This is a genomic window from Pseudarthrobacter lactosi, assembly GCF_055412785.1.
In genome coordinates this window covers 1,761,094-1,783,220 of the sequence record NZ_JBVAYS010000001.1, presented here as the reverse complement: position 1 = coordinate 1,783,220, position 22,127 = coordinate 1,761,094, and the positions used below count along the sequence as shown (strand labels likewise).

Annotated in this window: 19 protein-coding genes; 14 read left to right on the top strand and 5 right to left on the bottom strand. The window is 58.0% G+C overall.

The genetic code is table 11. From position 1 onward, the window contains the following. The 6 genes from paaE to ACZY0Q_RS08190 all read left to right on the top strand — a co-directional run bounded on the left by paaE (position 1) and on the right by ACZY0Q_RS08190 (position 4,539). Entirely contained in the window at positions 1–1,239 is a 1,239-nt protein-coding gene (gene paaE, locus ACZY0Q_RS08215) for a 1,2-phenylacetyl-CoA epoxidase subunit PaaE (protein ID WP_463915759.1), read from the top strand. A 56-nt stretch (positions 1,240–1,295) separates the two neighbouring features. After that, complete coding sequence (locus tag ACZY0Q_RS08210) at positions 1,296–2,075, top strand: enoyl-CoA hydratase/isomerase family protein (RefSeq protein ID WP_463915758.1); 780 nt, start codon at positions 1,296–1,298, stop codon at positions 2,073–2,075. A gap of 228 nt (positions 2,076–2,303) precedes the next feature. Continuing rightward, positions 2,304–2,900, top strand: coding sequence for a TasA family protein (locus ACZY0Q_RS08205; protein ID WP_463915757.1), 597 nt, complete (start codon positions 2,304–2,306; stop codon positions 2,898–2,900). Between the two features lie 47 nt (positions 2,901–2,947). Then, positions 2,948–3,604: a signal peptidase I gene (locus ACZY0Q_RS08200; protein ID WP_463915755.1), complete on the top strand. Its 657-nt coding sequence runs from the start codon at positions 2,948–2,950 to the stop codon at positions 3,602–3,604. Next, positions 3,597–4,016 carry an Hpt domain-containing protein gene (locus tag ACZY0Q_RS08195; RefSeq protein ID WP_463915754.1) on the top strand — a complete coding sequence of 140 codons (420 nt, stop codon included), beginning with the start codon at positions 3,597–3,599 and terminating at the stop codon, positions 4,014–4,016. Before ACZY0Q_RS08200 ends, ACZY0Q_RS08195 begins: the two co-directional genes overlap by 8 nt. A 67-nt stretch (positions 4,017–4,083) precedes the next feature. Then, entirely contained in the window at positions 4,084–4,539 is a 456-nt protein-coding gene (locus ACZY0Q_RS08190) for a SipW-dependent-type signal peptide-containing protein (protein WP_463915753.1), read from the top strand. A 167-nt stretch (positions 4,540–4,706) separates the two neighbouring features. Here ACZY0Q_RS08190 and rfbA read toward each other — a convergent pair whose 3' ends face one another. Continuing rightward, positions 4,707–5,612 carry a glucose-1-phosphate thymidylyltransferase RfbA gene (gene rfbA, locus ACZY0Q_RS08185; RefSeq protein ID WP_463915751.1) on the bottom strand — a complete coding sequence of 302 codons (906 nt, stop codon included), beginning with the start codon at positions 5,610–5,612 and terminating at the stop codon, positions 4,707–4,709. 63 nt (positions 5,613–5,675) lie between these two features. Here rfbA and rfbB point away from each other — a divergent pair, with 63 nt between their 5' ends. The 3 genes from rfbB (at position 5,676) to galU (ending at position 9,227) form a co-directional block, all read left to right on the top strand. Next, positions 5,676–6,674 carry a dTDP-glucose 4,6-dehydratase gene (gene rfbB / locus ACZY0Q_RS08180; protein WP_463915750.1) on the top strand — a complete coding sequence of 333 codons (999 nt, stop codon included), beginning with the start codon at positions 5,676–5,678 and terminating at the stop codon, positions 6,672–6,674. Between the two features lie 3 nt (positions 6,675–6,677). After that, on the top strand, positions 6,678–8,105 hold the full coding sequence (locus tag ACZY0Q_RS08175; RefSeq protein WP_463915749.1) for a sugar nucleotide-binding protein: 1,428 nt from the start codon (positions 6,678–6,680) through the stop codon (positions 8,103–8,105). A gap of 231 nt (positions 8,106–8,336) precedes the next feature. After that, the gene (gene galU / locus ACZY0Q_RS08170; RefSeq protein WP_463915747.1) at positions 8,337–9,227 is read left to right on the top strand and encodes a UTP--glucose-1-phosphate uridylyltransferase GalU; all 891 of its coding nucleotides are present in this window, start codon (positions 8,337–8,339) and stop codon (positions 9,225–9,227) included. A gap of 22 nt (positions 9,228–9,249) precedes the next feature. On the opposite strand, the gene ACZY0Q_RS08165 is transcribed toward galU, so the two are convergent. From ACZY0Q_RS08165 to ACZY0Q_RS08150, 4 genes are all read right to left on the bottom strand, one after another. Next, complete coding sequence (locus tag ACZY0Q_RS08165) at positions 9,250–9,648, bottom strand: VanZ family protein (protein ID WP_463915746.1); 399 nt, start codon at positions 9,646–9,648, stop codon at positions 9,250–9,252. Positions 9,649–10,031: 383 nt separating this feature from the next. Beyond that, positions 10,032–10,619 (bottom strand): LPXTG cell wall anchor domain-containing protein, encoded by a 588-nt coding sequence (locus tag ACZY0Q_RS08160; RefSeq protein WP_463915744.1) that lies wholly within the window; start codon positions 10,617–10,619, stop codon positions 10,032–10,034. A 183-nt stretch (positions 10,620–10,802) separates the two neighbouring features. Then, on the bottom strand, positions 10,803–12,668 hold the full coding sequence (locus tag ACZY0Q_RS08155) for a DUF4012 domain-containing protein (RefSeq protein WP_463915743.1): 1,866 nt from the start codon (positions 12,666–12,668) through the stop codon (positions 10,803–10,805). A 52-nt stretch (positions 12,669–12,720) separates the two neighbouring features. Further along, entirely contained in the window at positions 12,721–14,145 is a 1,425-nt protein-coding gene (locus ACZY0Q_RS08150; RefSeq protein ID WP_463916286.1) for a sugar transferase, read from the bottom strand. A gap of 350 nt (positions 14,146–14,495) precedes the next feature. Here ACZY0Q_RS08150 and ACZY0Q_RS08145 point away from each other — a divergent pair, with 350 nt between their 5' ends. The 5 genes from ACZY0Q_RS08145 to ACZY0Q_RS08125 all read left to right on the top strand — a co-directional run bounded on the left by ACZY0Q_RS08145 (position 14,496) and on the right by ACZY0Q_RS08125 (position 22,116). After that, positions 14,496–15,914: a tyrosine-protein kinase domain-containing protein gene (locus ACZY0Q_RS08145; RefSeq protein WP_463915742.1), complete on the top strand. Its 1,419-nt coding sequence runs from the start codon at positions 14,496–14,498 to the stop codon at positions 15,912–15,914. A 790-nt stretch (positions 15,915–16,704) separates the two neighbouring features. Then, the gene (locus ACZY0Q_RS08140; protein WP_463915741.1) at positions 16,705–17,868 is read left to right on the top strand and encodes a polysaccharide biosynthesis protein; all 1,164 of its coding nucleotides are present in this window, start codon (positions 16,705–16,707) and stop codon (positions 17,866–17,868) included. Between the two features lie 54 nt (positions 17,869–17,922). Then, a complete protein-coding gene (locus ACZY0Q_RS08135) occupies positions 17,923–18,861 on the top strand; it encodes a CgeB family protein (protein WP_463915740.1) in 939 nt (312 codons plus the stop codon). An 867-nt stretch (positions 18,862–19,728) separates the two neighbouring features. After that, on the top strand, positions 19,729–20,922 hold the full coding sequence (locus ACZY0Q_RS08130) for a polysaccharide pyruvyl transferase family protein (protein ID WP_463915739.1): 1,194 nt from the start codon (positions 19,729–19,731) through the stop codon (positions 20,920–20,922). Beyond that, positions 20,923–22,116, top strand: a complete 1,194-nt coding sequence (locus tag ACZY0Q_RS08125) for a glycosyltransferase (RefSeq protein ID WP_463915738.1) — start codon at positions 20,923–20,925, stop codon at positions 22,114–22,116. The last annotated feature ends 11 nt before the right edge of the window (positions 22,117–22,127 follow it).

Here is a 22,127-nt window from a genome sequence, read left to right as displayed (position 1 = left end):
ATGCCTGTTGTGCGCCAGACCGCCGCCGAATCGGCGCTAGCCAGCGGCCGCCGTCGTCCGTCCTTCCACACCCTCACCGTCACCGAAGTAAGAAGGCTGACCGAGGACGCCATCGAGGTGACCTTCGGAGTACCTGAAGAGCTGGCGGGCCAGTTCGACTACCTGCCGGGCCAGTACGTGGCCCTGCGCACCACGCTGCAGGATGAGCACGGCGAACCGCATGAGGTGCGCCGCAGCTACTCCATCTGCGCGGAGCCGCGCACGTTCCCGGACGGCAGCAGCGAGATCCGGGTGGCGGTGAAGCAGGACCTGGGCGGGCTGTTTTCCACGTGGGCCAACGCGGAGCTGAAGGCGGGCGACACCCTGGACGTCATGAGCCCCATGGGCGCGTTTGTGTCCAAGCACGGCCGGGACGGCAAGGCCGTGGAGCAGAACGTCATGAACTCCATGAACCGGCCGCAGGAAATCGCCGGCGAGCTGGCAGGGGAGCCGGGCACCTTTGTGGCCATCGCGGCGGGGAGCGGCATCACCCCGGTGATCGCGATCGCCCGCACGCTGCTGGCGGCCAACCCGGAGACGCGCTTTGACCTGATCTACGCCAACAAGGCCGCCATGGACGTGATGTTCCTGGAGGAGCTGGCGGACCTGAAGGACAGGTACCCGCAGCGGCTGGCCATCCACCACGTGCTGTCCCGCGAGCAGCGGATCGCACCGCTGCTCAGTGGACGGATCGACGCCGAGAAGCTCCAGCAGCTGCTGGGCACCGCCATCCACGCGGACGATGTGGACGAGTGGTTCTTGTGCGGGCCGTTCGAGCTGGTGCAGCTGTGCCGGGACACCCTGGCCGAGCGCGGGGTGAAGCCGGAGCACGTGCGGTTCGAGCTGTTCACGAGCGGGAAGCCGGACCGGCCGGAGGGCAACGCCGGCCGTCCCGTGGTGGTGGACGAGTCCCAGGAGACGTACAAGATCACGTTCAAGCTGGACGGCCTGCAGGGCGAGGTGGCCAGCCCGACGCACGCCCGCGAATCGATCCTGAACGCCGCGCTGCGGGTCCGGCCGGATGTGCCGTTCGCGTGTGCCGGGGGAGTGTGCGGCACGTGCCGCGCCAAGCTGGTCGCCGGCACCGTGACCATGGACGAAAACTACGCGCTGGAGCAGGATGAACTGGACAAGGGCTACGTCCTGACCTGCCAGAGCCACCCCACCAGCAAAGACGTAACAGTCGACTTCGACGTCTAACGAGGCCCCGGTGGTTGAGCCTGTCGAAACCCCCGAACCCAACCCAAGGAGCCCCATTGATCTCCCTCTCCATCGCCAACAACGTGGCCGAAGTGGTCCTGGACGCGCCCTACAAGCTGAACTCGCTTGATGAGCAGGCGCTCGCTGATTTAACACAGGCGTACGACGACGCCGCTGCCGCCGCCTCGCGCGGTGAGGTGCGGGCGCTGCTGCTCAGGGGAGAGGGCCGCGCCTTCTGCGCGGGCCGGGACATTTCGGGTGTGACACCGGAGACGGACGACGCCGAGGCGTACCTGGGCGGGCTGGTGCAGCCGCTGCTGAGGAAGATGAGCGCGTTCCCGGCGCCGACGTTCGCCGCAGCGCATGGTGCGTGCCTGGGTGTGGGGCTGGGCCTGCTGCTGGCCACGGACGTGGTGTACGTGGCGGAGAACGCGAAGTTCGGCTCGCCGTTTGCGAAGCTGGGGGCGACGCTGGATTCGGGCGGGCATTGGTACTTTACCGAGCGGCTGGGGATGCACCGGACGCTGGACCTGATCTACACGGCCGAGCTGATGTCGGGGACCGAGGCCGTGGCGCGGGGGATGTTCAGCCGGGCGATGCCGGCAGATGAACTGTTGGCCACTACCCGGGAAATTGTGGCGAAGGTGGCCACCGGGGCAACAGGTGCGTTCACGGCGAGCAAGGAGCTGGTGGCGCACATCCGCGACCAGCGGCTGGGCCTGTGGGACGCCATGGCCGAGGAGAACGCCGAGCAGGCGCGGCTCTGCAAGAGCGCAGACTATGCCGAGGGTTTCCGGGCGTTCCAGGAGAAGCGGACACCCAAGTTCGTTGGTTGAGCCTGTCGAAACCCAGGCCGGCTGAGTGATTTGGATCACCACGCGGGCCCCTGACCTGCGAAAACACTAATTCTTGAGTGTTTCTTGATTGGAAGCGGGGGCACGCCTTGAGGGACGGCCGGAATAGTCATTGTTGTCAGGCCGAGAGCGCCTGAACCAAAAACTTCGGCCGGCCCACTGGGGGCGGGTTTGTCACACAACAAGGGCATACTTCACATGGGCATCAGCATGAAAACCACTTCCGGCAAGATCCTCGCTTCCGTCGCCTTGGTCGGCACCGCCGCCGCCGTCGCAGGCATGGGCACCTATGGTGCATTCAGCTCCACCACCTCGGCCAGCCAGGCCGTCACCTCCGGCACCGTCGTCATCGGCCTCGGCAACGTGAACAACACCCTGAGCGTCCCGGTTGCAGGCCTCCTGCCCGGAGATACGGTGGACAAATTTGTCACCCTAGAAAACACGGGCAACTCAAACCTGGGCACCGTTACATTGGGCACCGCTGCCGCCGCGGGCACCGAGTCGCTGCTTACGTCCGATGTTGTCAACGGCCTGAAGATCACCGTCGAGTCCTGCACCAGCGCGTGGACCGGAACCGCCGGTGCCTACACCTGCCCCGCCCCCGCTACCAAGAGCACCCCGCTGGCCTCCTCCCCGGTGATCGGCTCCCGCGTCCTGCCCGGCCTGTCCTCAATAGTGGCTACCAAGTCCGACTTCCTGAAGATCACCACCGCGCTGCCCAAGGAAGCCGATAACACCTTCCAGGCCAAGACCAGCACTATCGGCTTCACCTTCACTGCCACCCAGCGCACCGAGACGGCCAAGTAACAACCCGCCTGCCCGGCACCCCCAACAGCGACCCGAAAGCCTTCCTGATGAGCACCGCGCTGAAACTCACCCACTCCGGTCGCACCTCGGGTGACGCGCGTGCCCGTCATGAAGCCGAGAAGGTCCGTCGCCCCTGGTCGGTGGCCCGGCTCCTCAAGAAATCCGTGGGCATGGTGGCCACTACCTTGCTCGTCCTGGGTGTGGCCGCGTTCCTGGCGCTGGCCATCGGCCCGCGTGTCCTGGGCTATCAGACCCTGACGATGCTGACCGGCTCGATGGCGCCCCTGATCAACCCGGGCGACGTGGTCATCACTCAACCGGTCCCGGCCAGCGAGATCACGGCCGGAGACATCATCACGTACCACATCCCCGTGGAAGACCAGCGGGTCGAAACCCACCGCGTCATCGAGGTCATGGCCAACGCGGACGGCAGCGTAGCGGTGCGGACCAAGGGCGACGCGAACAACGGGGTCGATCCCTGGACCGCGACCATCAGCGGGGCCACTGTTGACCGGCACGTGACGACGATCCCGCACATTGGCAACGTCATCAGAGCTGTCCGCGAACCGCTCGTTTTGAACATCCTGATGTACGGCGCCCCCACGGTGCTCGTCGTCGGCATGCTCGCCGGTATTTGGGGAAAGAAGCCCGAGGCAAGCGAGTCACATGAAGCCGGGACTCCGGCCCTGGGCACGAATGCCTGAGCACCCGGCGCAGCTCGACCCGCAAAGACTCAAGGACCTCGCCGCCGAACTCGACAGTAGCGAGGCCGCCCTTGAGTTCCTGGGCCGCTATCTCAGCATGCTTCCAAGCAGGCTGACTCGCATCCTCACCGGGCTTTCGCAGAACGACACCAAAACGTCAATGGATGCCCTCCTCAGCCTGAAGGTCACCTCAGCGATGAACGGGGCCCTGGAAACCATGCATATCTGCATCACCCTGCAGTCTCTCGTACAGGCTGGCCGCTTCGATCAGGCCATGATCGAAGCGCAGGTCCTGTCATCCAGCGTTTCCCGTCTTCACGAAGCGGCACCGGGACTCCTGCAACAAGCGCGGGCCACCTTGGAAGCTGAGCGCTTCGCTGAAAAGAGATGCGCCGCTTTTATCGCCGCCTAGACGCCTACTTGTTGGCGTCTTGAGCAATAGTAAAAACCACACCAACCAGGGGTAGGAGGAACAAGACGTGCGGTCCAAAACCACCAAGTGGCGGAAGTACGTCATCGCTGCCCTGGTCCTGGTCTTCGTAACGTCGATACCAATAGCGGCCCACGCCTCTTTCACGGCGTCAACCCAAACATCGCAGAAGGTTACAACCGGAGCTATGCAGCCTCCTGCCTCAGCTGCAGTGAGCATGAACTGCGATGACCGGGTATTTCTTTTTTTCGTCAAACCACGAATCACCGTCACCTCCTACGCTCCTGTCACTCGCGCAAACTATTACGACATCAAGATCTACGATCCATCAGGAAACCTCCAGTACACCGGGAACCTCGGCACGGAAGCTGGCAAGTCATATACCGCGGATCAATACAGGTTTGTTGGTACCTGGAGATACGAAGTACGCGCCCACTACAAGGTGCCCGGAAGCACCAACATCTGGTCAAGCGCGCCGTTCCCCGGTACCCTGAACTGCCTTTAAGGCAGCCGGTCACACCTCTGCGTTCCATTCCCCGACCACAATCTGCTGCGCCGCCTTCCGGTAAGCCTCTGCAATGCAATCCCCGGACTTCCCAGAAGAGGCCCGCCGCTGTTCAAGCGGCGGGCCTCATGCTTTTGCGGTTCTCTTCGCCGGGGGCGGAGCCCGCCTTAGTGCTGGGCGAGTTGAAGGCGTTCGGTTGCGGGGTCAATGCCGTCGGCGAGCAGTTCGAGAAGGTATTTCCCGTAGCCACTCTTGGCGAGCGGCGCGGCCCGTTCCCGTAACTCATCGTCATTGAGGAATCCCAGACGCCAGGCGATTTCTTCAGGGCACCCGATGGAGAGGCCTTGGCGATGCTGAACTGTACGTACGAATTCGGATGCGGCATTGAGATCATCGAAGGTTCCGGTGTCCAGCCACGCGGTTCCGCGGGGCAGGATTTCCACCTGCAGCTGTCCGCGTTCGAGGTAAACGCGGTTGACGTCTGTGATTTCCAGTTCGCCGCGGGGAGAAGGCTTGAGGTCGCGTGCGATTTGGACCACGTCGTTGTCGTAGAAATACAGGCCCGGAACCGCATAGTGGCTCTTCGGTTTTGCGGGCTTTTCTTCAAGGGAGATTGCTTTGCCCTCGGCGTCGAATTCCACAACGCCGTACGCGGACGGGTCCTGAACCCGGTATCCGAAGACTGCGCCGCCGTCGATGTTTTCGAACCGTCGTAGCTGCGTGCCCAGGCCTTGGCCATAGAAGATGTTGTCGCCGAGGACCAAAGCGACCGGGCCATCGCCGATGTGCTCGGCCCCAAGGACGAAAGCCTGGGCCAATCCATCGGGGGAGGGTTGCTGGGTGTAGGTGATGTTGACGCCGAACTGGCTGCCGTCGCCAAGGAGTCGCTGGAACTGGTCGGCATCGTGGGGAGTAGTGATGATGAGAATGTCCCGGATGCCGGCCAGCATCAGTGTGGACAACGGGTAGTAGATCATTGGTTTGTCGTAGACCGGGACCAGCTGCTTGCTGATTCCGAGAGTGATTGGATGAAGACGTGAACCGGTTCCCCCGGCGAGGATTATTCCGCGCATAAGGACATTTTCGCGGTGGTTACAAATTCAGCCAAATCACGTAGCTGTGGAACGATGAATGTTATGCAGAAATTACTGGTTACCGGGGGCGCCGGTTTCATTGGTTCGAACTTTGTTCACTATGTGTTGGAAAACACACTTGATCATGTGACGGTGCTGGACAAGCTGACTTATGCAGGCAATGTCGCGTCTCTTGAGGGTCTGGCGGCGGACCGTTTTAGGTTCGTCAAAGGCGACATCACGGACGCCAACGTCGTGGACAGGCTCGTCGCAGAGTGCGATGTGGTGGTTCATTACGCGGCTGAGTCGCACAATGACAATTCGCTGCATGATCCGCGTCCGTTCCTGGATACGAACATCATCGGGACCTACACGCTGATCGAGGCTGCGCGGAAGCACAACAAGCGGTTCCACCACATCTCCACTGATGAGGTTTACGGCGACCTGGAACTCGATGACCCGGAGCGGTTCACGGAGGACACCCCGTATAACCCGTCGAGCCCGTATTCTTCCACGAAGGCCGGCTCCGACTTGCTGGTGCGTGCCTGGGTGCGGTCCTTCGGGCTGCAGGCCACGATCAGTAACTGCTCGAACAACTACGGCCCGTACCAGCATGTGGAGAAGTTCATTCCGCGCCAGATCACGAACGTGATCGACGGGATCCGGCCCAAGCTCTACGGCAAGGGCGAGAACGTCCGTGACTGGATCCACGCTAACGACCATTCCTCGGCCGTGTTGGGGATCATCGAAAAGGGCCGGATCGGCGTAACCTACCTGATCGGCGCTGACGGCGAAAAGAACAACAAGGACGTCGTCGAACTCATCCTCAAGCACATGGGCCAGTCCCCGGACGCCTACGACCACGTCGTGGACCGCCCCGGGCACGACCTGCGCTACGCCATCGACTCCGCCAAGCTCCGCGAGGAGCTCGGTTGGGAACCGCGCTTCTCCAACTTTGACGCCGGCATCGAGGACACCATCGCCTGGTACCGGGAGAACGAAAACTGGTGGCGGCCGCAGAAGGCCCAGACCGAAGCGAAGTACCAGGAACAGGGCCAGTAGAGCATGTCGATCGAGTTCTCCAAGAAGCTGACCGCGCACGAAACCCCGATCCCCGGCGTCGTCCTTTATGACCTTCCGGTCCATGGGGATAACCGGGGCTGGTTCAAGGAAAACTGGCAGCGGGAAAAGATGGTGGCCCTCGGGCTGCCGGACTTCCGCCCGCTGCAGAACAACATTTCGTTCAACGAAAAAGCCGGCACCACCCGCGGCATCCACGCCGAACCGTGGGACAAATTCATCTCGGTCGCCACGGGCAGGATCTTCGGTGCCTGGGTGGACCTTCGCGAAGGCCCGTCCTTCGGCGCCGTCTTCACCGCCGAACTGGACGCCAGCCAGGCCATCTTCATTCCCCGCGGAGTAGGCAACGCCTTCCAGACCCTGGAAGACAACACGGCCTACACCTATCTGGTCAACGACCACTGGTCCGCCGACGCGCAGGGCCAGTACACGTTCCTGAACCTCGCGGATGAGACCGCCGCCATTGCATGGCCGGTCCCGCTGGCGGACGCTGAGCTCTCCGACAAGGACAAGGCGCACCCCCGCCTGGCGGACGTCGTGCCGATGCCGGCGAAGAAAATCCTGGTGGTCGGTGCCGACGGACAGTTGGGCAAGGCGCTGCGGGAACTGTACGACGGCGACGCGACCGTTGAGTTTGCCGGCCGTGCCGGGTTCGATCTGTCCAGTGAGGCCGCCTTCTCGGAGCGGAACTGGAAGAACTACTCCACGATCATTAACGCCGCCGCCTTTACCGCCGTCGATATTGCGGAAACCGCGGAGGGCCGGGCGGCCGCCTGGGCCATCAACGTCACCGCTGTGGCGCGGCTGGCCCGGACCGCCGTCGAGCATGACCTCACGCTGGTTCACGTTTCCTCGGACTACGTTTTCGACGGCGTCCGTGACAGCCACGACGAGGCAGAGCCGTTCGCTCCGCTGGGTGTATACGGTCAGACGAAGGCAGCAGGCGACGCCGTCGTCAGCGTCGTTCCCCGCCGCTACATCGTCCGGACCAGTTGGGTCATCGGTGAAGGCAACAACTTTGTCCGCACCATGGCGTCCCTCGCCGGCCGCGGCATCGAACCGGCTGTCGTCAATGACCAGATCGGCCGGCTCAGCTTCACCGAGGACATCGCCGCCGGGATCCAGCACCTCCTCGAATCCCGCGCCGAATACGGTACCTATAACCTCAGTAACGACGGCGAGCCGCAGTCCTGGGCAGACATCGCCGCGGACGTGTACGAGCTCTCAGGCCGGCCGAGGACCGCCGTCACAGGCGTCAGCACCGAGGAATACTTCAAAGGCAAAGCCGCCGCACCCCGGCCGCTGAACAGCGTCCTCGACCTGGCCAAGATCAAGGCTTCAGGTTTTACACCCCGTCCGGCGGCGGAGGCGCTCCGTGCCTACGTTGCGGTCACGCATGCAGCAAACGCCTGAGAAGAGTCGTTGGCGTAGGGCGGGGCCTTTAGCCGGGCGATACCCGCATGAATTGTTGGCCAACACCCGGGAAATTGTGACGAGGCTTCCGGACGTTCCAGGAGAAGCGCGAGCCAATGTTCACCGGCATCGGTGGTTGAGCCTGTCGAAACCCAGGCCGGCTGTGGTCGAGACCGTCGAAATCAAGTCACTCAATTGCCAATTTCTACCATTGATTTGTAAGGTGCACCTATGACTATGGGGAAATCTATTACTAAAGCCGTCATTCCTGCTGCCGGCTTGGGGACGCGCTTCTTGCCTGCAACTAAGGCGATGCCGAAGGAAATGTTGCCGGTGGTTGACCGCCCGGCCATCCAGTACGTTGTGGAGGAAGCCGTCAAGGCCGGCCTCGACGACATTCTGATGATCACAGGGCGCAGCAAACGTGCCCTTGAAGACCACTTCGACCGTGAACCCGGCTTGGAGCGCGCGCTGGAACTGAAGGGCGATCAGGGTCGCCTGGACTTGGTCAATGAGGCGTCCGACTTGGGCCCGATCCACTACGTCCGCCAGGGCGAAGCCAAGGGCTTGGGTCATGCCGTGCTCTGTGCGCGTCAGCACGTGGGCAACGAGCCCTTCGCCGTACTGCTGGGCGACGATCTCATCGATGAGGCCGAGACTCTCCTCACCACCATGATCGAGGTGCAGCAGAAGACCGGTGGTTCGGTTATCGCTCTTATCGAGGTGGACCCGTCGCAAATCAGTGCTTACGGCTGCGCGGACATCACGGGCGTTGAAGGCGAAGACTACGTCCGCGTCAACAAACTGGTCGAGAAGCCGGCTATAGCAGAAGCGCCGTCCAACCTGGCCGTCATCGGCCGGTACGTGCTGCACCCCTCGGTGTTCGGCGTCCTGGAGCACACGGCGCCCGGCCGCGGCGGGGAGATCCAACTGACGGATGCCCTCCAGACCCTGGCTGCCGGTGAGGGCGAAGGCTCGGGCGTGTACGGGGTGGTCTTCAAGGGCCGGCGCTTCGATACCGGCGACAAGCTTAGCTACCTCAAGGCAGTCATCACGCTGGCTTCCGAGCGCGTGGAGTTTGGCGAGGACTTGAAGACCTGGCTGAAGGCCTTCGTCGGCTAACTCCTGGTGCCTCTGTAAATGCCTACAGGCCCGACGCTGACCAGCGGCGGGCCTGTAGGCGCTTAAGGGCCGTAGCGACCAAGAGAGCGCCAATTACGGCCCCTCCCGTGTTTGTGACAAGATCCAGCGCACTCGCGAACCGGTTGTGAAGAAACAGCAGCTGGCCCAGTTCGATGCACCCCGAGACAATCAGCCCAAGAATTCCAAGCTGCCACAGGTGTTTTTTCGGATATGCCAGGGCTGCAACTGCCCCGAACGGAATGAAAAGCACTACATTGGCGGATGCTTCGACGAATTGGTAATTGAACCAGGCGGGAATTCCGCGGGTATGAAGGAATCTCAGGACGCTGGCTAGCTGGCCCTGCACTGGAGCATCAACCGGGCTTGGCCAGAACGCGACCACTGCTAGAGGTACGAGCATGGCAACCAGGACTGCGCGCCAGATCCTTAGACTCTCTGGGCGCCTCAAGTGGCGCTCAGGCCGTTCTCAGCAGGGCCAGGGCGGCAGTTCCAAGCGCGGCTAGTGCCAGCAGTACGAGGAGTGCATATGGGAGCGCCTGCGTATGAGGCACGGGGACGGATAAATCCCACTGCCATGGTGCTTTGCGCCAATGTCTCCCCATAGATCAAATAGATACCACAGTTCGTGATGAACCTGCCCGTTCGGCGGAGAGTTAGTCCGATTGGTGATTGAACTGTCGCTTCGGTGGTTGAGCCTGTCGAAACCTTAAATGCAGAAGGTGGGTGGTTCTCCGGTTTCCCGGAGAGCCACCCACCCTCTTTGCCGCTTGGAAGATGCTGCTGTTAGGCAGCAACCTCGTTCTTTGCGCGGCGGCGAACAACAACCACTGATGCTGCGCCAGCGGCCAGTGCGCCTGCACCCACAAGGGTCCAGAGGATCAGGCCTGAGTCAGCACCCGTGTTGGCAAGGCCAGCCCCGGTGTTTGCGAGCGGAGCGCCGCCACCGGTGTTGGCCAGTGCTGCTGCAACCTGTACCGTAACGGGTCCGACAGTCACGCCGGAGATGGTGCCCGTTGCAGTGATGGAGTAGGTTCCAGCTTCGCCGAGCGAGAGCGGGAACGCGATTGCGCCCTGAGCGTCAGCCGTTGCGTTGAACGTCTGGGGAGCCAGGAATACAGCGATCTTTGTTGCGACCGAGCGGCCGAGACCGGCGCCGGTAGCTGCGGGCGGGTTGCCCGGCGTGACGGTAATGACCAGCGGTTCGCCGGCAAGGAAGCCCTGACCGCGGAAGGTGAACTGTTCACCCGGGCCTACGGTGCCGTCAGAAACAGCAGCCTGGGGCGGGAGAGCCGGGTATTCGGCGGCAACGGCGGGTGAGCCGATAAGCGCGATTGAGCCTGCAAGTGCGAATGCTGCGAGTGTTTTTTTCATTGTTGTCCCCCCGGAGACGTTAAAGTTTTTTGATGTACCCGAATTGAGGAGGTTTCCTCTCTGCACGAGACCTGTGCAGAAATCCCGGATAGATATCCCAAAACAGACATTACCATCCGATTCGAGCGTGGAGCAATGTCAGTCAAGACGGTTTACATAGTGTTAACGCAATGGCTACGGAAGCTACCCGCACGGAGTTTCGGTTGTGGGCAAGATCACATCCTTGACGGCTTGGACTGTGGGTGTGACAACTAGGTTGGGTTCCGTGTGCTGGACAATCTTCCCGAATGTAAACTCCACGGTCCGACTTTCGCCAGGTGCAAGCCTGACGGCCAGGACTCCAACGGGCCGGTTGCTGTGCAAGTAGGGAGCAAAGCTGGTCTTCTGACCGTCGACTGTGGCAATCTCTACGTTTGCTTGGACGGGACCGTACGCCACGATGTTGGTTTGAACCGTTCCTGCGGGCACTCCGAAAGCTCCGCCTCCCGTAACGTACGCCGGCAGGGACGTTGCGGCGTCCGTAGGCGCCGTATTAGTGCTTGTGACACGGACGGTAGTTTGCTGATAGCCGTCCTTGGCACATTCCTTGACCAGTTGAGCAGTGCGCTTGACGTAGTAGTCCATCTTGGCGCCAGTACCGTCGTTAAAGTAGACGCCAAACTGGGCAGGCGAAACGCTTGGGCCGTCTATGGATCCACCCAGAACATACTTCGAGATCAGAGCCTGTTCCGTCGGCTGGTTAGACCAAACCAGAACGCGGCCTTCTTCGGAAGCGCGAGAAATTCCCGCGACGAGGCTCCTGGTGTCGCCGCTACCACTGGACAGCGCTGCAAAGATCTCCTGAGCGACTCCGGCAAAGTATGCATCCTGTAACTTTGGCTGCTCAATTTTCGCGTACACGTCCGAGAGCAGAGTCTGCACCACATTCTTCGAAGTCAACTCGGTCGGTAACCCACCTCTGGCCAAGGAAAGCAACTCAGGGTTGCTTACCTGCACAGATCCCGTCGCGTCCAAAAGGTAGCTCAATGCGACGGGGTCGATGGATACAACTCCGTCAACACGCTGTCCGGTCTTTCTTTCCCACATCGCTTGCGCGCTGCGCGCTGCTGTCGGAAAGTCAGGCGTTAAGTTGACATCCTGCATGTATTTGCCCAGACGTCCCGAGTAGATTTGCAGCTGTTCTGGATCGATGGCCAGGGTCGGCGACATGATTCCAACGTCGCCCGCACTACTTTGGTCGCTGAGGGTGAGCTTTCCGCCGTCGAGCGTAAGCACTGCCAGGGCCCCAGGTATACCGCCTGAGGCGCGGGTCTCGGCATTGTTCTGAATCATGAGGAGGTAGTGCCGAGGTGCCTCCGAACCTAGCATTCCCGGGACAATCTCTGCTGCGTTGGCTGCCGCATCGAGTGCACCGGTGACTTCGCGCAATTGGTCTCTCGACCGTGTTAGTGGCCCCGCCACTTCAGGCAATAAGTTATCAGTGGCAATTAGATCGAGTCGGTCGGCAGACATCCGGACTGCGTTGGCAGCCGACGACACGCTAGGTGAGGCAGCCTTTAGCGGTTGCAGATCCGTGCCGGAGGCCTTGGGGATGAGGCTGTCCCAGTCTAAAGAACTAAAAACCTTCACCAAGGGTTCCAGCCCGAGGTTCGCCACGTCATCGGCGGATCGAGCCACTTCAGCCACGGCACTGAAATTGGGCCCGAGGCCGGGTACAGCCGACCCCAACGTCCACAGGGGGTCACTTGCAGAGTCCCTGGCCGTGGCTGTGTGCATCCGTATGCTCTCAACAGTGTTCGCAGCCGCACTGGCGTTGTCCGTGGAAATCGCATTTTTCAGTGTGGGAACGAGGCTCGCTGCTGCCTCAAGTTCGTTGTTGATGCTAAATGCCCTAACCCCAAGCCAGGCTGCAGATGCGATTCCAACGATTGCGACAACTCCTAGGCCGATGGTTACCGTCCGTCGATGTCGCGTGTCCTTGGACGGTTGCTTCCTGGCGCTGTCGTTCGTCGTGGGATTGCTACCCAAGTCCTTGACCGGATCCGTCATTAGTGGTTTCTTCTTTCCCCATGGGGCCGGGCTTGTTGTAAGTACCGCACACCTAGTAAGCGCCTGTGTTGTGGAAGACGGCACGGCCGGTTTTTAACAAAATAACGACATCACCAGCGAGCGACCAGTTTTCAACATAGTAAAGATCAAGCCTCACTGAGTCTTGCCACGACAAATTTGATCGTCCGCTCACCTGCCAGAGGCCGGTCAATCCTGGTTTCACCAAGAGCCGGCGTCGTACGTCCTTTTCATAGCCCTCCACTTCTTTCGGGAGGGGAGGGCGGGGCCCGACTAGGCTCATTGAACCAACAAGGACATTTAGAAGCTGAGGAAGTTCGTCCAAACTATACTTCCGCAGGATTCTGCCGATTGGCGTGACTCGAGGATCGTTCTTTATTTTGAAAAGAACCCCACTGCCCTCGTTGCGGTGCTCCAGCTCCGCGAGACGCTGCTCAGCGTCGATAACCATCGACCGGAACTTAAGCATTCTGAAGTGGGCGCCACGAATGCCAACGCGTTCTTGCTTGAAGAGCACCGGACCGGGACTGGCTAGTTTTACTGCAAGTGCAAGGAGGGCCATTACGGGCGACGCAAGAACTATCAAAACTCCGGACGCCAATATGTCGAAAAGTCTCTTAGCAACTCGCTGCCCGCCTTCTAGGGTGGGCGTTGTTACGTGGATTAGTGGTAACCCTGCCACCTGTTGAGTATGAATGCGGGGGCCAGCGATATCCGTCAAGGCCGGCGCCATGATTAGGCCCACATTCCGGGAAGCCAACGCCCATCCAAGGTGGCGCAATGTTTGGGGGTGAAGCTGAACCCCTGCGGAGACCGCGACGGCATCTGCATTGCATTTGTCGATTGCGTCGAGAATAGAGGACGTTTCGTTGGCGTGACCCAAGACCGGAAGGCCTGACTCCGGTTCGATTGTAATCTTGTCGTCCGCTCCAGGCATGTACGCAGCGACTGGGAGATAACCGGCATGTTTGGCCTCGACGAGTGACGATGCGAGGTGGGCGACAGCTCCGGGTCCTCCCAGGAGCAGGAGGCGTGACATGCTTTCGCCACCTTGCCGATCGATGCTTAGGTGCTGCCTGAGGAGCCAACGCGCGAGGATTAGGCCGACCAAGCCTGCCGGAAGAGCTATACCAACGTAGCCACGAGCTGTGTCGATTCTGAGAACGTAAGAAAAAATCGCAACCAGACCAAAAAGCCATAGTGACGCAGCGGCTACTCGTTTGTATTCATCGGGACCAGAACCCAAGATCCGCGTTTGGCGACTGTTCCAAGCCTCCAGCATGAGCCACCAGGCAACGCACAGCGCTGCAGACAACCATAAATAATTGGAACCATCGCCTGATACACCGGGATTTGACTCAATCCCAAATCTGATCACGTAGGCGCCCGCTATAGCCCAGAGGATGACGAAGGCATCCACGAATCGCAAAGTCCTCGCAGTGCGCACACGCCAATCCATCACTGCGCCCAAGTCATTCCCCCAAAAATATAGAGCTTCTGCCGACGGGAGATTCCCGTGCACAGGATACCCCGGCGGTAAGTCCGAAAGTAATGTTGCGCGGAACATACAGCTGAAGGTGCCGCAGCGCAGGATCGACAATCGCCCGAACGTCCAGATTACGCCCCGCGTTCGACATATTCATTGGTGTTGCCTCTGGTGTCGGCGCTCCGTAACACGTCACTGTCTGACGCGTAAACCGGACACGGCTGCAACTCGCGACAGGTATAATTGGCGAGAACTCACGCAGTTGGCGTGTTGAAGGGCGGTCCTGCCGATCGCGTACAGGAACAACCCAGGGGGAAACGAGCTTGGATTTACGCGACTACTTACGAATTTTCCAGCGTAACTGGATTTGGATAGCCTCACTTACTTTGGCTGGCCTCTTGTTGGCTGGATCAGGGTCGGTCCTGACGACACCTACGTACACCGCGGAGACTCAGCTGTTTGTTGCCATTCAGAATTCTGGGAGTGCGCAGGAACTCCAGCAGGGAAACACTTTTGGTCAGGCGCGCGTTCAGTCGTACGTCAAGACGGTCGACTCACCTGTCGTTCTGCAGCCAGCTATTGATTCCTTAGGCATGACGGTCTCTGCCGAGGAACTTGCCAAGCGCGTGCAGGCAAGCACGGACGCGAACACAGTCCTGATTAATATTTCTGCGTCGGACAGCTCGCCAGCAATGGCCGGGGCAATCGCCCAAGCTGTCGCAGATAGCTTGATCAAGGCCGTCGACCAACTGGAGAGGCCGAAGACTGGAGGAACGTCTCCGGTTAACCTTTCGATTATCAAACCGGCAAAGGCACCGAGTTTACCTTCAGCGCCCAACACTCGCATGAACTTGGCCATAGGAACCCTCCTGGGTTTGGCAGTTGGGATTGGCCTGGTCTTAGTAAGGACGGCACTGGACAATCGCATCCGAAGTGAAGCGGACCTGCGTAAGATCACTGACGCGCCTCTCCTCGGAGGCATCGCCTTTGATTCGGACGCCGTAATGCGACCGTTGCTAACTCAGACGACACAACAGAGCGCACGCGCGGAGGCATATCGGCGACTTCGAACAAACCTCCAGTTCTCCAATGTTGCGACTCAAGCCAAGACCGTCCTCGTGACTTCGTCATTACCGGGAGAGGGCAAAAGCACAACTGCGACTAATCTCGCCATTTCACTTGCCGAAACCGGCCAAAATGTTTGCCTTATTGATGCGGATCTTCGACGGCCCATGGTGGGCGAGTACTTGGGTCTGGAGCGTAATGCCGGCCTTACTACAGCGCTGATCGGTACCCTGGATGTCAACGACCTTTTTCAGCAGTGGGGCGATTTCAACCTGTACGTTCTGACGTCCGGCAGCATTCCGCCTAATCCCAGCGAGCTGCTTGGTTCTGACGCCATGAAGCAGCTTATTGAGCGTCTAGAGCAAGTCTTTGACACCATCATCATTGATGCACCTCCCCTATTGCCGGTTACGGACGCGGCCGTGCTTTCCCAGCATGTCGGAGGCGTCGTTCTGGTTGTTGGATCCCACATTCTAAAGCTGCATGATCTTCAAAAAGCTCTTGATGCCCTATCAATGGTCGGCTCGAATCTACTAGGCGTGGTCATGAACAGGTTGCCTGCCAAGGGGCCGGATTCATATACATACGGCTACTACGGCGACGACGCGAGCAGCCAAGGATTGCCTGTGCGTGGAGCTTCGAAGAAGCCCTTGGCCCATTCTCGGGGTTCGTCCTAGCTAAGCGGGCGCCCGCAATCGGGGCGTAGAGCGCCCGTGAGGTCGTGAACCGATCCCACTTCTTGTCCTATGCTCCAACGAGAATTTCCTTGGCCACCGTGCTGGCTCGTATATCGAATGTGCCGAATGTAGGGCACAAGAGCTCAGTTCTGATTCCACGCCGACAGAGAAGGGAAACTTGATTCCTTGTGAGGAAAACCCTTGGCACGGCAAGCACGTCCCAGGTTGCCGGCGCTACTCTTCCGTTGAATCTTGCTCTCCTCGCATCGCCCCTTGTGGTCGTCTTAGCGGTCTCTCTGACGCTGTTGATGATTCTCCTTCCGTGGCTCACATCGGCGATTGGGTTTAATTTGACAAGTGTGGGGGCAATTGCGACTCCAGTTTGGGCTGGCGCGAATAGAGATTTTGGGACGCCTGGCGCATATATCTTTTCAGTGTTCGTAGGTCTAATCCTTGCGCTCGTTCTCCGATGGGTGCCTGACTTGGAATACTGGTTTGAGTTCGGTATCTTGTTGTCGTTTTACGGAAGTTACATGGTTTCGTCACAGTTCTTGGGTGCTACGGCGATCGTCGTCGTCGTAGTTATGCTAAACAAGCGAAAGTCCATCGTGAAAGAACGCGGGCCAAGAATGAGACACCATGCAGGAATTCGCAGCCGGTGAATCCAAAGCCAGACGTGAAATCGGTAAGCGCCCTTAGCCTTAGGAAAGTAGTATCGCGGTCCTACCTCCCGGTCGGGCGACTTTTTTACGCAGGGGCATCAGGCCTGGCGCTAGTGACAGCAACTGCCATGGCCCCAAGCCTTTCTGTGGTAGGGGAGTATATCTACCAGATAGGGTTTGCGTCAGCAGCCGCTACACTTGCTGGTCTCGGCCTGGATCGAATTATGGCAAGACAGATGGCTTCCGGGGGTATACGTGTAGGTATTCCCTTCGGAATTCTGAGCTTCAGGGTCGCCCTCGGAGCACTGGTTTTGCTCGTTGCAGTCATTGCCGGTCTTATTGTTGGTAATTTACCTGTTTTCTTGGCCGCCGGCGTATTTGTCATTAGCAGGATGCTATATGCGGACCTCGAAGCCATTTGGATTGGTGCGAAGGTCGGCGACAAATCGCTCTTTGGAGCCCTTGTTCTTAATGGCTTCATTACGGCCGGCGGCATAGTCTTCGGATCATACGTTGGCAGTGCTGCCATGATTGGTTTGTCGTCCTTGGGTAACTTGCTTGCTCTTGGTTTCCTATTGACACGTGGTCGATTAGTTGTACAGCGAGTCAACATTGCAGGACTCGTCAAGGAAGCTAATGGTATTTCTTGGAGCCTACTACTTGCGATAATTTACGCAAGAGTAGATCTCGTTATTCTTGCCTCCATAGGTTCATCGTTGGAGTCAGTAGCACTTTACGGAATTGTCACGAGAGTTTTTGATGCCCTCGCTCTGATTCGCGGTTCGATAGCTCAGGATGAAGCCCGTAATATCTCGTCACTTCGCATTCGAACGAAGGCGAGACGTTTGCTGGTCCTGGCTTTGAGAACCCAGTTTATCGTCTTACTGATTGCGATATTGGGATTCGTTTCTCTGTGGATCTGCTCATTCAACGGAATCGAGTTACTGTCGGGCACGGGCTACGATTCATTTGGAATGGCGCTTGTTGCTCTGCCGTTATTTTTTAGCCACCTTCCTACAACATCAATGATCTACTCTGATCGCCGGACTCATCGACTATTGATCGGCAGTGTTATTACTTGTGCCGGAAGTGTTGTCCTTAAGTGGTTCCTAATCAGTCAATGGGATATTGCGGGGGCAATTCTTGCGATCGGCCTAGTTGAGCTCCTCAGCGCCGCGGTCTTCTACTTGCTTTATTGGGCGAATGCTCGCAGTCTTAAATCGTCGAGAATCGTGTGGATTCCTCTGTCGGCCGGGGCAGTGATGTTCCTTCTGGCTATGTGGATACTTTAGCGTTGAATTTGTGTTTAGAAATACTTATTATGAAAATTTATTTGGGAGATTAGAATGCCTAGGTTTGCATTTGTTGGTCTTTCTTGGTGGGGACTAGGGCCGGATGATATGGCGCGGGCCGTTTCGCATTTCGGCTTCCCCGCAGATTCCATCAATCTATGGGACATTGGAAATCGATCTGATCGTCTCCTAATGGACACCTTTCTCTCGCCAGTGATAGCGTCTCGTAGGCTGAAGGCGCTTGGGCTTGATCAGACCGCGAAATATGACGCCATATTTGCCATGTCTCCACACCGCCTGAATTTCCGTATGCTTAGTTATCTGCAGTCTAGGTGCGAAAAACTCTATGCCGTACTGGGAGATGATCCGATCGGTGTCAGATCGATCCGCGATGATTGCTGGGGTGAGTTTGACGCAATTTTGGCAGCTGATGAGAGTTGGCTGCGGAATGTTCCACATCCCGATATTAAGAGCTTGGTGATGCCCTGGGGCTCAACCATGATTGATCCAAATCTGATTTCTGCAGACCCATATGTTCCGCAGTCGGTTGTTTTGGTTGGGTCCCCCTATCCAGAGCGTGTGAGAGTCGCGCAGCAGCTCCTGCGGAATAGTGCGGTGACTCTGCAGGGCGATTCCTGGCCAGTCCTCCCAGGTGTCAAGTCTCGTCCGTCCAGTTCGAGGAAAGAGACGCTCGAAGCCATTCGGGAGAATCGTGAACTTGTGATTAACATTCACCATCGTCAGTTTTCTCGGGGTTTGAATCCTCAATTTTTCGATTATGCTGCTGCTGGAATTCCGCAGGTCGTAGTCCACGCAGACGATCTACTTCGTTACCGTCTGGGTTGGGACGAGGACTTGGTCGAAGGGTCTTTAGAAGATATCGGATTGCTTTCGAATCTCCGACTTCAAGAACAAAATTTGAAGACTATTGCCCTGGTTCGAGATAAGTTTATGTTTCATTCTTGTGTAGAGAGAGCCTTCAATGGGAATTAAATTTCGGAATATCATATTATGTATATCTTTCGGTCATACATCACTGCAAGTCGGCGAGGCGTTGAGCGGTGCTCTTGAATATGTGAAGACTCACGCAGATACGCTCGTAGTTATCGCGGACGACTGTAGTGGTAATCCACCTGTGGGCATAGAGGGAGCGGTTCTTCTAGAGACTCCCTCTCGTAGGGGTTACTCAGGCGTCGTAAATCATGTTTTGGAAACTTATCCCGATATCAATGGCAGAATCCTCCTCATCAATCCGGACGCTTGTCTCGAGTCACTGGCTGTCAGTGAACTCCTATCGCCCTCTCATGGCATAGCCGTTCCAAGGGTATTGAATCCCTCGGGTGAATTGGAGAATATACGCCGCGCGACAAACGCCTCCGAGCAACTTCGAGCCCTACTTCTTGGGGAACGTTCAGCTGATCGGACTTCCAGGAGGGGAGTCACCGTCAATTCGGGATCAATCGTCTGCCCCCCATATGCACCCTCGGGATCCGTTCTCGCCATCCCTATCATGCACCTGCGCGCTGTCCCGTTGCGTGCTGAGTTCTTTTGGCTTGAACAGTCCGATTGGGTGATCAGATTTTCACGGCTGCATGGTCCAGTTGAGGTGACCGTCCTGTCGGTTGGTGCGAGCCATACGGGAGCTTCCACATCGATGCGTTATCCGCTGAGTGTGGCTGCAAGCCAACTTCGAACAAAGATCAATTTTGTAAACGAGTATGGACACATTGGACATCGTGTCTTGTTGCCATTGGGAGTGGTTTCCAGGGCTGGAAGATTTGCGATCAAAACACGAAAAGTATCCAATGCTTGGTTTCTATTGAAAGTTGCTGCCGGCCTGGCGGACTGGAGGGTTAGCAAATGAGAGTTGTCATATCCGATGCTTATAGTCCGACCAATATTGGGGACGGCGAACTTGTAAGACTGTCGATAGCCTCGGTACGCAGCCGTTTCGGGGTTGAACCTGTGGTTCTGTGCACAGACAGAGCAGGTTTTCAGTTGGACCCTATGTTCGCGGCAAATTCGTTTGTGTTCAAACCGCTGAGCCGTGTTCGATGGCGGGCACTTTCACGGGGCGCCCGGATCTCGATGGCGGGTCGTGACGCCCTAGGTATGTTGTTGGGTCTGTTTATGTCAATTCTTCCCGTTCAGCCGGCCATGAGGGAACACGTGCTGGTTTGGGCTGCCAATTCTCTAAGGCTGCCGTGGTTGGAAGAGGTTGCTCGCGCTGACGTTGTTGTCGGTGTGGGTGGTGGCTATATCGGTGACAAGTACCAACGCGAGTCGATCATGACCCTCGCACTTTTCCGTGTAGCCCTCGCGGTCGGGGCCCAAGTCGAGACGATGCCTGTCTCTATTAGTTCGGCACGTGGCCGAATCTTGCGGCTCGTTTTGAAAAACTTCGGAGCAGGAGTCACATGGCGAAGTAGGGAATCTACTACACACAGCATCCTCAAATCATTTGGGCTTGATACCGAGGAAGTGCCGGATTTGGCTTGGTTGAATGCTGCTGAGTCTTTCGAATCTGGGGACAAGTACGCTCTAGTCTTGGCACCGCTGGGCAGTGACTTCTACTCTGACACCGCCGACGGCGTTCCGAAGATCTGGCCTCATGTTGAGCAGCACGTCAGTGAATTGGTTCCTGGAGCTAGGGTTGGTTTGATAGCAATGCACTATTGGGACGAGAGACTGCAAGACGGTCGTGATGATACCGAATGCATTCGAATCAAGGAACTTATTTCCGATCTCAACCCGGCAGTACAAGTTGAAGTCTTGAATCTCAGAAGTTATCACGAAGTACTGGCGACAATGTCAGAGGCCCGGTTTGCGGTCTGCGAGCGACTCCATGCCGCCCTTGCAGGACTCGCTGTTGGAACACCAACAAAGGTTGTCGGCTACGAACCCAAGCACAGAGGAGTCCTAGAAATGGCTACTTTGGAGGTCTTGGCTGATGAATCCGTTGCCTATGTGCTGGAGAGTGTCTCAACGGAGGAAATCTCCATACAGGGTGCGGAGCAGGCCTTGCTTACTAAGCTATCGGTGATGGGTTCCTAGTTGCGTATCTTACATATCAACAAATTCGCCTACCCCAAGGGCGGGGCCGAAAACTACATGTTGCGAACGGCCTCGCGGCAGTTCGACAGTGGTCATGCCGTCGCCGTACTTGGATCCGAGGCTGAGCGGGCGGGCCTCCACCCCGATGTTATGACCTTCAGTCTCAAGGTGCCGGACTACCATTCGCTAACCGGGTTGGCCAAAATTACGGCGGCCAAAGACGTGCTTTGGTCAAAGCCGGCCGCACTGGTAGTTGAACATGCCATAAACGAGTTTGAACCGGACGTAGTTCATCTTCATAACTATGCTCACCAGCTCAGTTCCTCGATTCTCTCCGTGATCAAGCGGCATCGTATTCCGTGTATTTATACTGCCCACGACTACAAGCTAATCTGTCCGGCGTACGTCGCCAATGTTGATAACGCTGACTGCTTTGCCTGCTCCTCGACGCTTTCCATGAAGCTAATTCGCGACCGGTGCCATCATGACAGCACGCCGTGGTCCGCCGTTGTCGGGATCGAAGCACTCTTGGTTCGAAGCGGCAAATTTGTGCCTGATACGATAATCGGTCCATCTCAGTTCATGACGGATGCGATGAAATCCAGCTGGCTGGGGGAGCTCTCAAAGGTGCAGTTACTCCGCAATCCAGTGGAGGACGGAGGCCACAGGTGGACGGGATCGGGAGATTTCCTGCTGTATGTTGGGCGTTTGTCTAGGGAAAAGGGTGTTGAACAGCTGCTAAGCGCCGCAGCTTCCATCGATATTCCCTTGAAGATTGCCGGCGACGGTCCTCTCCGGGAGTCGTTGGAAGATTTGGCCAACGCTAGAGGAGCCAAGGTTGAATTTCTGGGTCATATAGGCCAAGAATCGCTGGCTCTTCTAAGGAAAGAATGCAAGGCTCAGGTTGTATCGAGTACATGGCCAGAGAATGCGCCCCTGTCAGCCCTTGAAGCTGCGGCTATTGGGGCTCCTCTGATAGTCACGGCCAGAGGGGGATTGCCTGAATTTGTCACAATGGGCGCCAGAGTCGTAGTTGTTGATGATCTGGGACAGGCGGAGTTGGCGCGCGCTATCGACTCACTGCCCGAATCTGGAGGAAACCCGGAGCATTTCAGGCAGGAGACTTCCTGGGAATCGCACCTCGAAGCACTAAATCAAATTTATGCCGATTCCCTGGGGGGGATAATCAGTTGAAGAATCTAAGA

Excerpts from the sequence above, each read along its gene's own strand:
- rfbA (WP_463915751.1), bottom strand. The coding sequence starts at position 5,612 with ATGCGCGGAATAATCCTCGCCGGGGGAACCGGTTCACGTCTTCATCCA.
- ACZY0Q_RS08150 (WP_463916286.1), bottom strand. The coding sequence starts at position 14,145 with ATGGATTGGCGTGTGCGCACTGCGAGGACTTTGCGATTCGTGGATGCC.
- ACZY0Q_RS08160 (WP_463915744.1), bottom strand. The coding sequence starts at position 10,619 with ATGAAAAAAACACTCGCAGCATTCGCACTTGCAGGCTCAATCGCGCTT.
- ACZY0Q_RS08135 (WP_463915740.1), top strand. The coding sequence starts at position 17,923 with ATGCCTAGGTTTGCATTTGTTGGTCTTTCTTGGTGGGGACTAGGGCCG.
- ACZY0Q_RS08175 (WP_463915749.1), top strand. The coding sequence starts at position 6,678 with ATGTCGATCGAGTTCTCCAAGAAGCTGACCGCGCACGAAACCCCGATC.
- ACZY0Q_RS08200 (WP_463915755.1), top strand. The coding sequence starts at position 2,948 with ATGAGCACCGCGCTGAAACTCACCCACTCCGGTCGCACCTCGGGTGAC.
- ACZY0Q_RS08155 (WP_463915743.1), bottom strand. The coding sequence starts at position 12,668 with ATGACGGATCCGGTCAAGGACTTGGGTAGCAATCCCACGACGAACGAC.
- paaE (WP_463915759.1), top strand. The coding sequence starts at position 1 with ATGCCTGTTGTGCGCCAGACCGCCGCCGAATCGGCGCTAGCCAGCGGC.
- ACZY0Q_RS08140 (WP_463915741.1), top strand. The coding sequence starts at position 16,705 with ATGGCCCCAAGCCTTTCTGTGGTAGGGGAGTATATCTACCAGATAGGG.
- galU (WP_463915747.1), top strand. The coding sequence starts at position 8,337 with ATGACTATGGGGAAATCTATTACTAAAGCCGTCATTCCTGCTGCCGGC.
- rfbB (WP_463915750.1), top strand. The coding sequence starts at position 5,676 with ATGCAGAAATTACTGGTTACCGGGGGCGCCGGTTTCATTGGTTCGAAC.
- ACZY0Q_RS08130 (WP_463915739.1), top strand. The coding sequence starts at position 19,729 with ATGAGAGTTGTCATATCCGATGCTTATAGTCCGACCAATATTGGGGAC.
- ACZY0Q_RS08195 (WP_463915754.1), top strand. The coding sequence starts at position 3,597 with ATGCCTGAGCACCCGGCGCAGCTCGACCCGCAAAGACTCAAGGACCTC.
- ACZY0Q_RS08205 (WP_463915757.1), top strand. The coding sequence starts at position 2,304 with ATGAAAACCACTTCCGGCAAGATCCTCGCTTCCGTCGCCTTGGTCGGC.
- ACZY0Q_RS08165 (WP_463915746.1), bottom strand. The coding sequence starts at position 9,648 with ATGCTCGTACCTCTAGCAGTGGTCGCGTTCTGGCCAAGCCCGGTTGAT.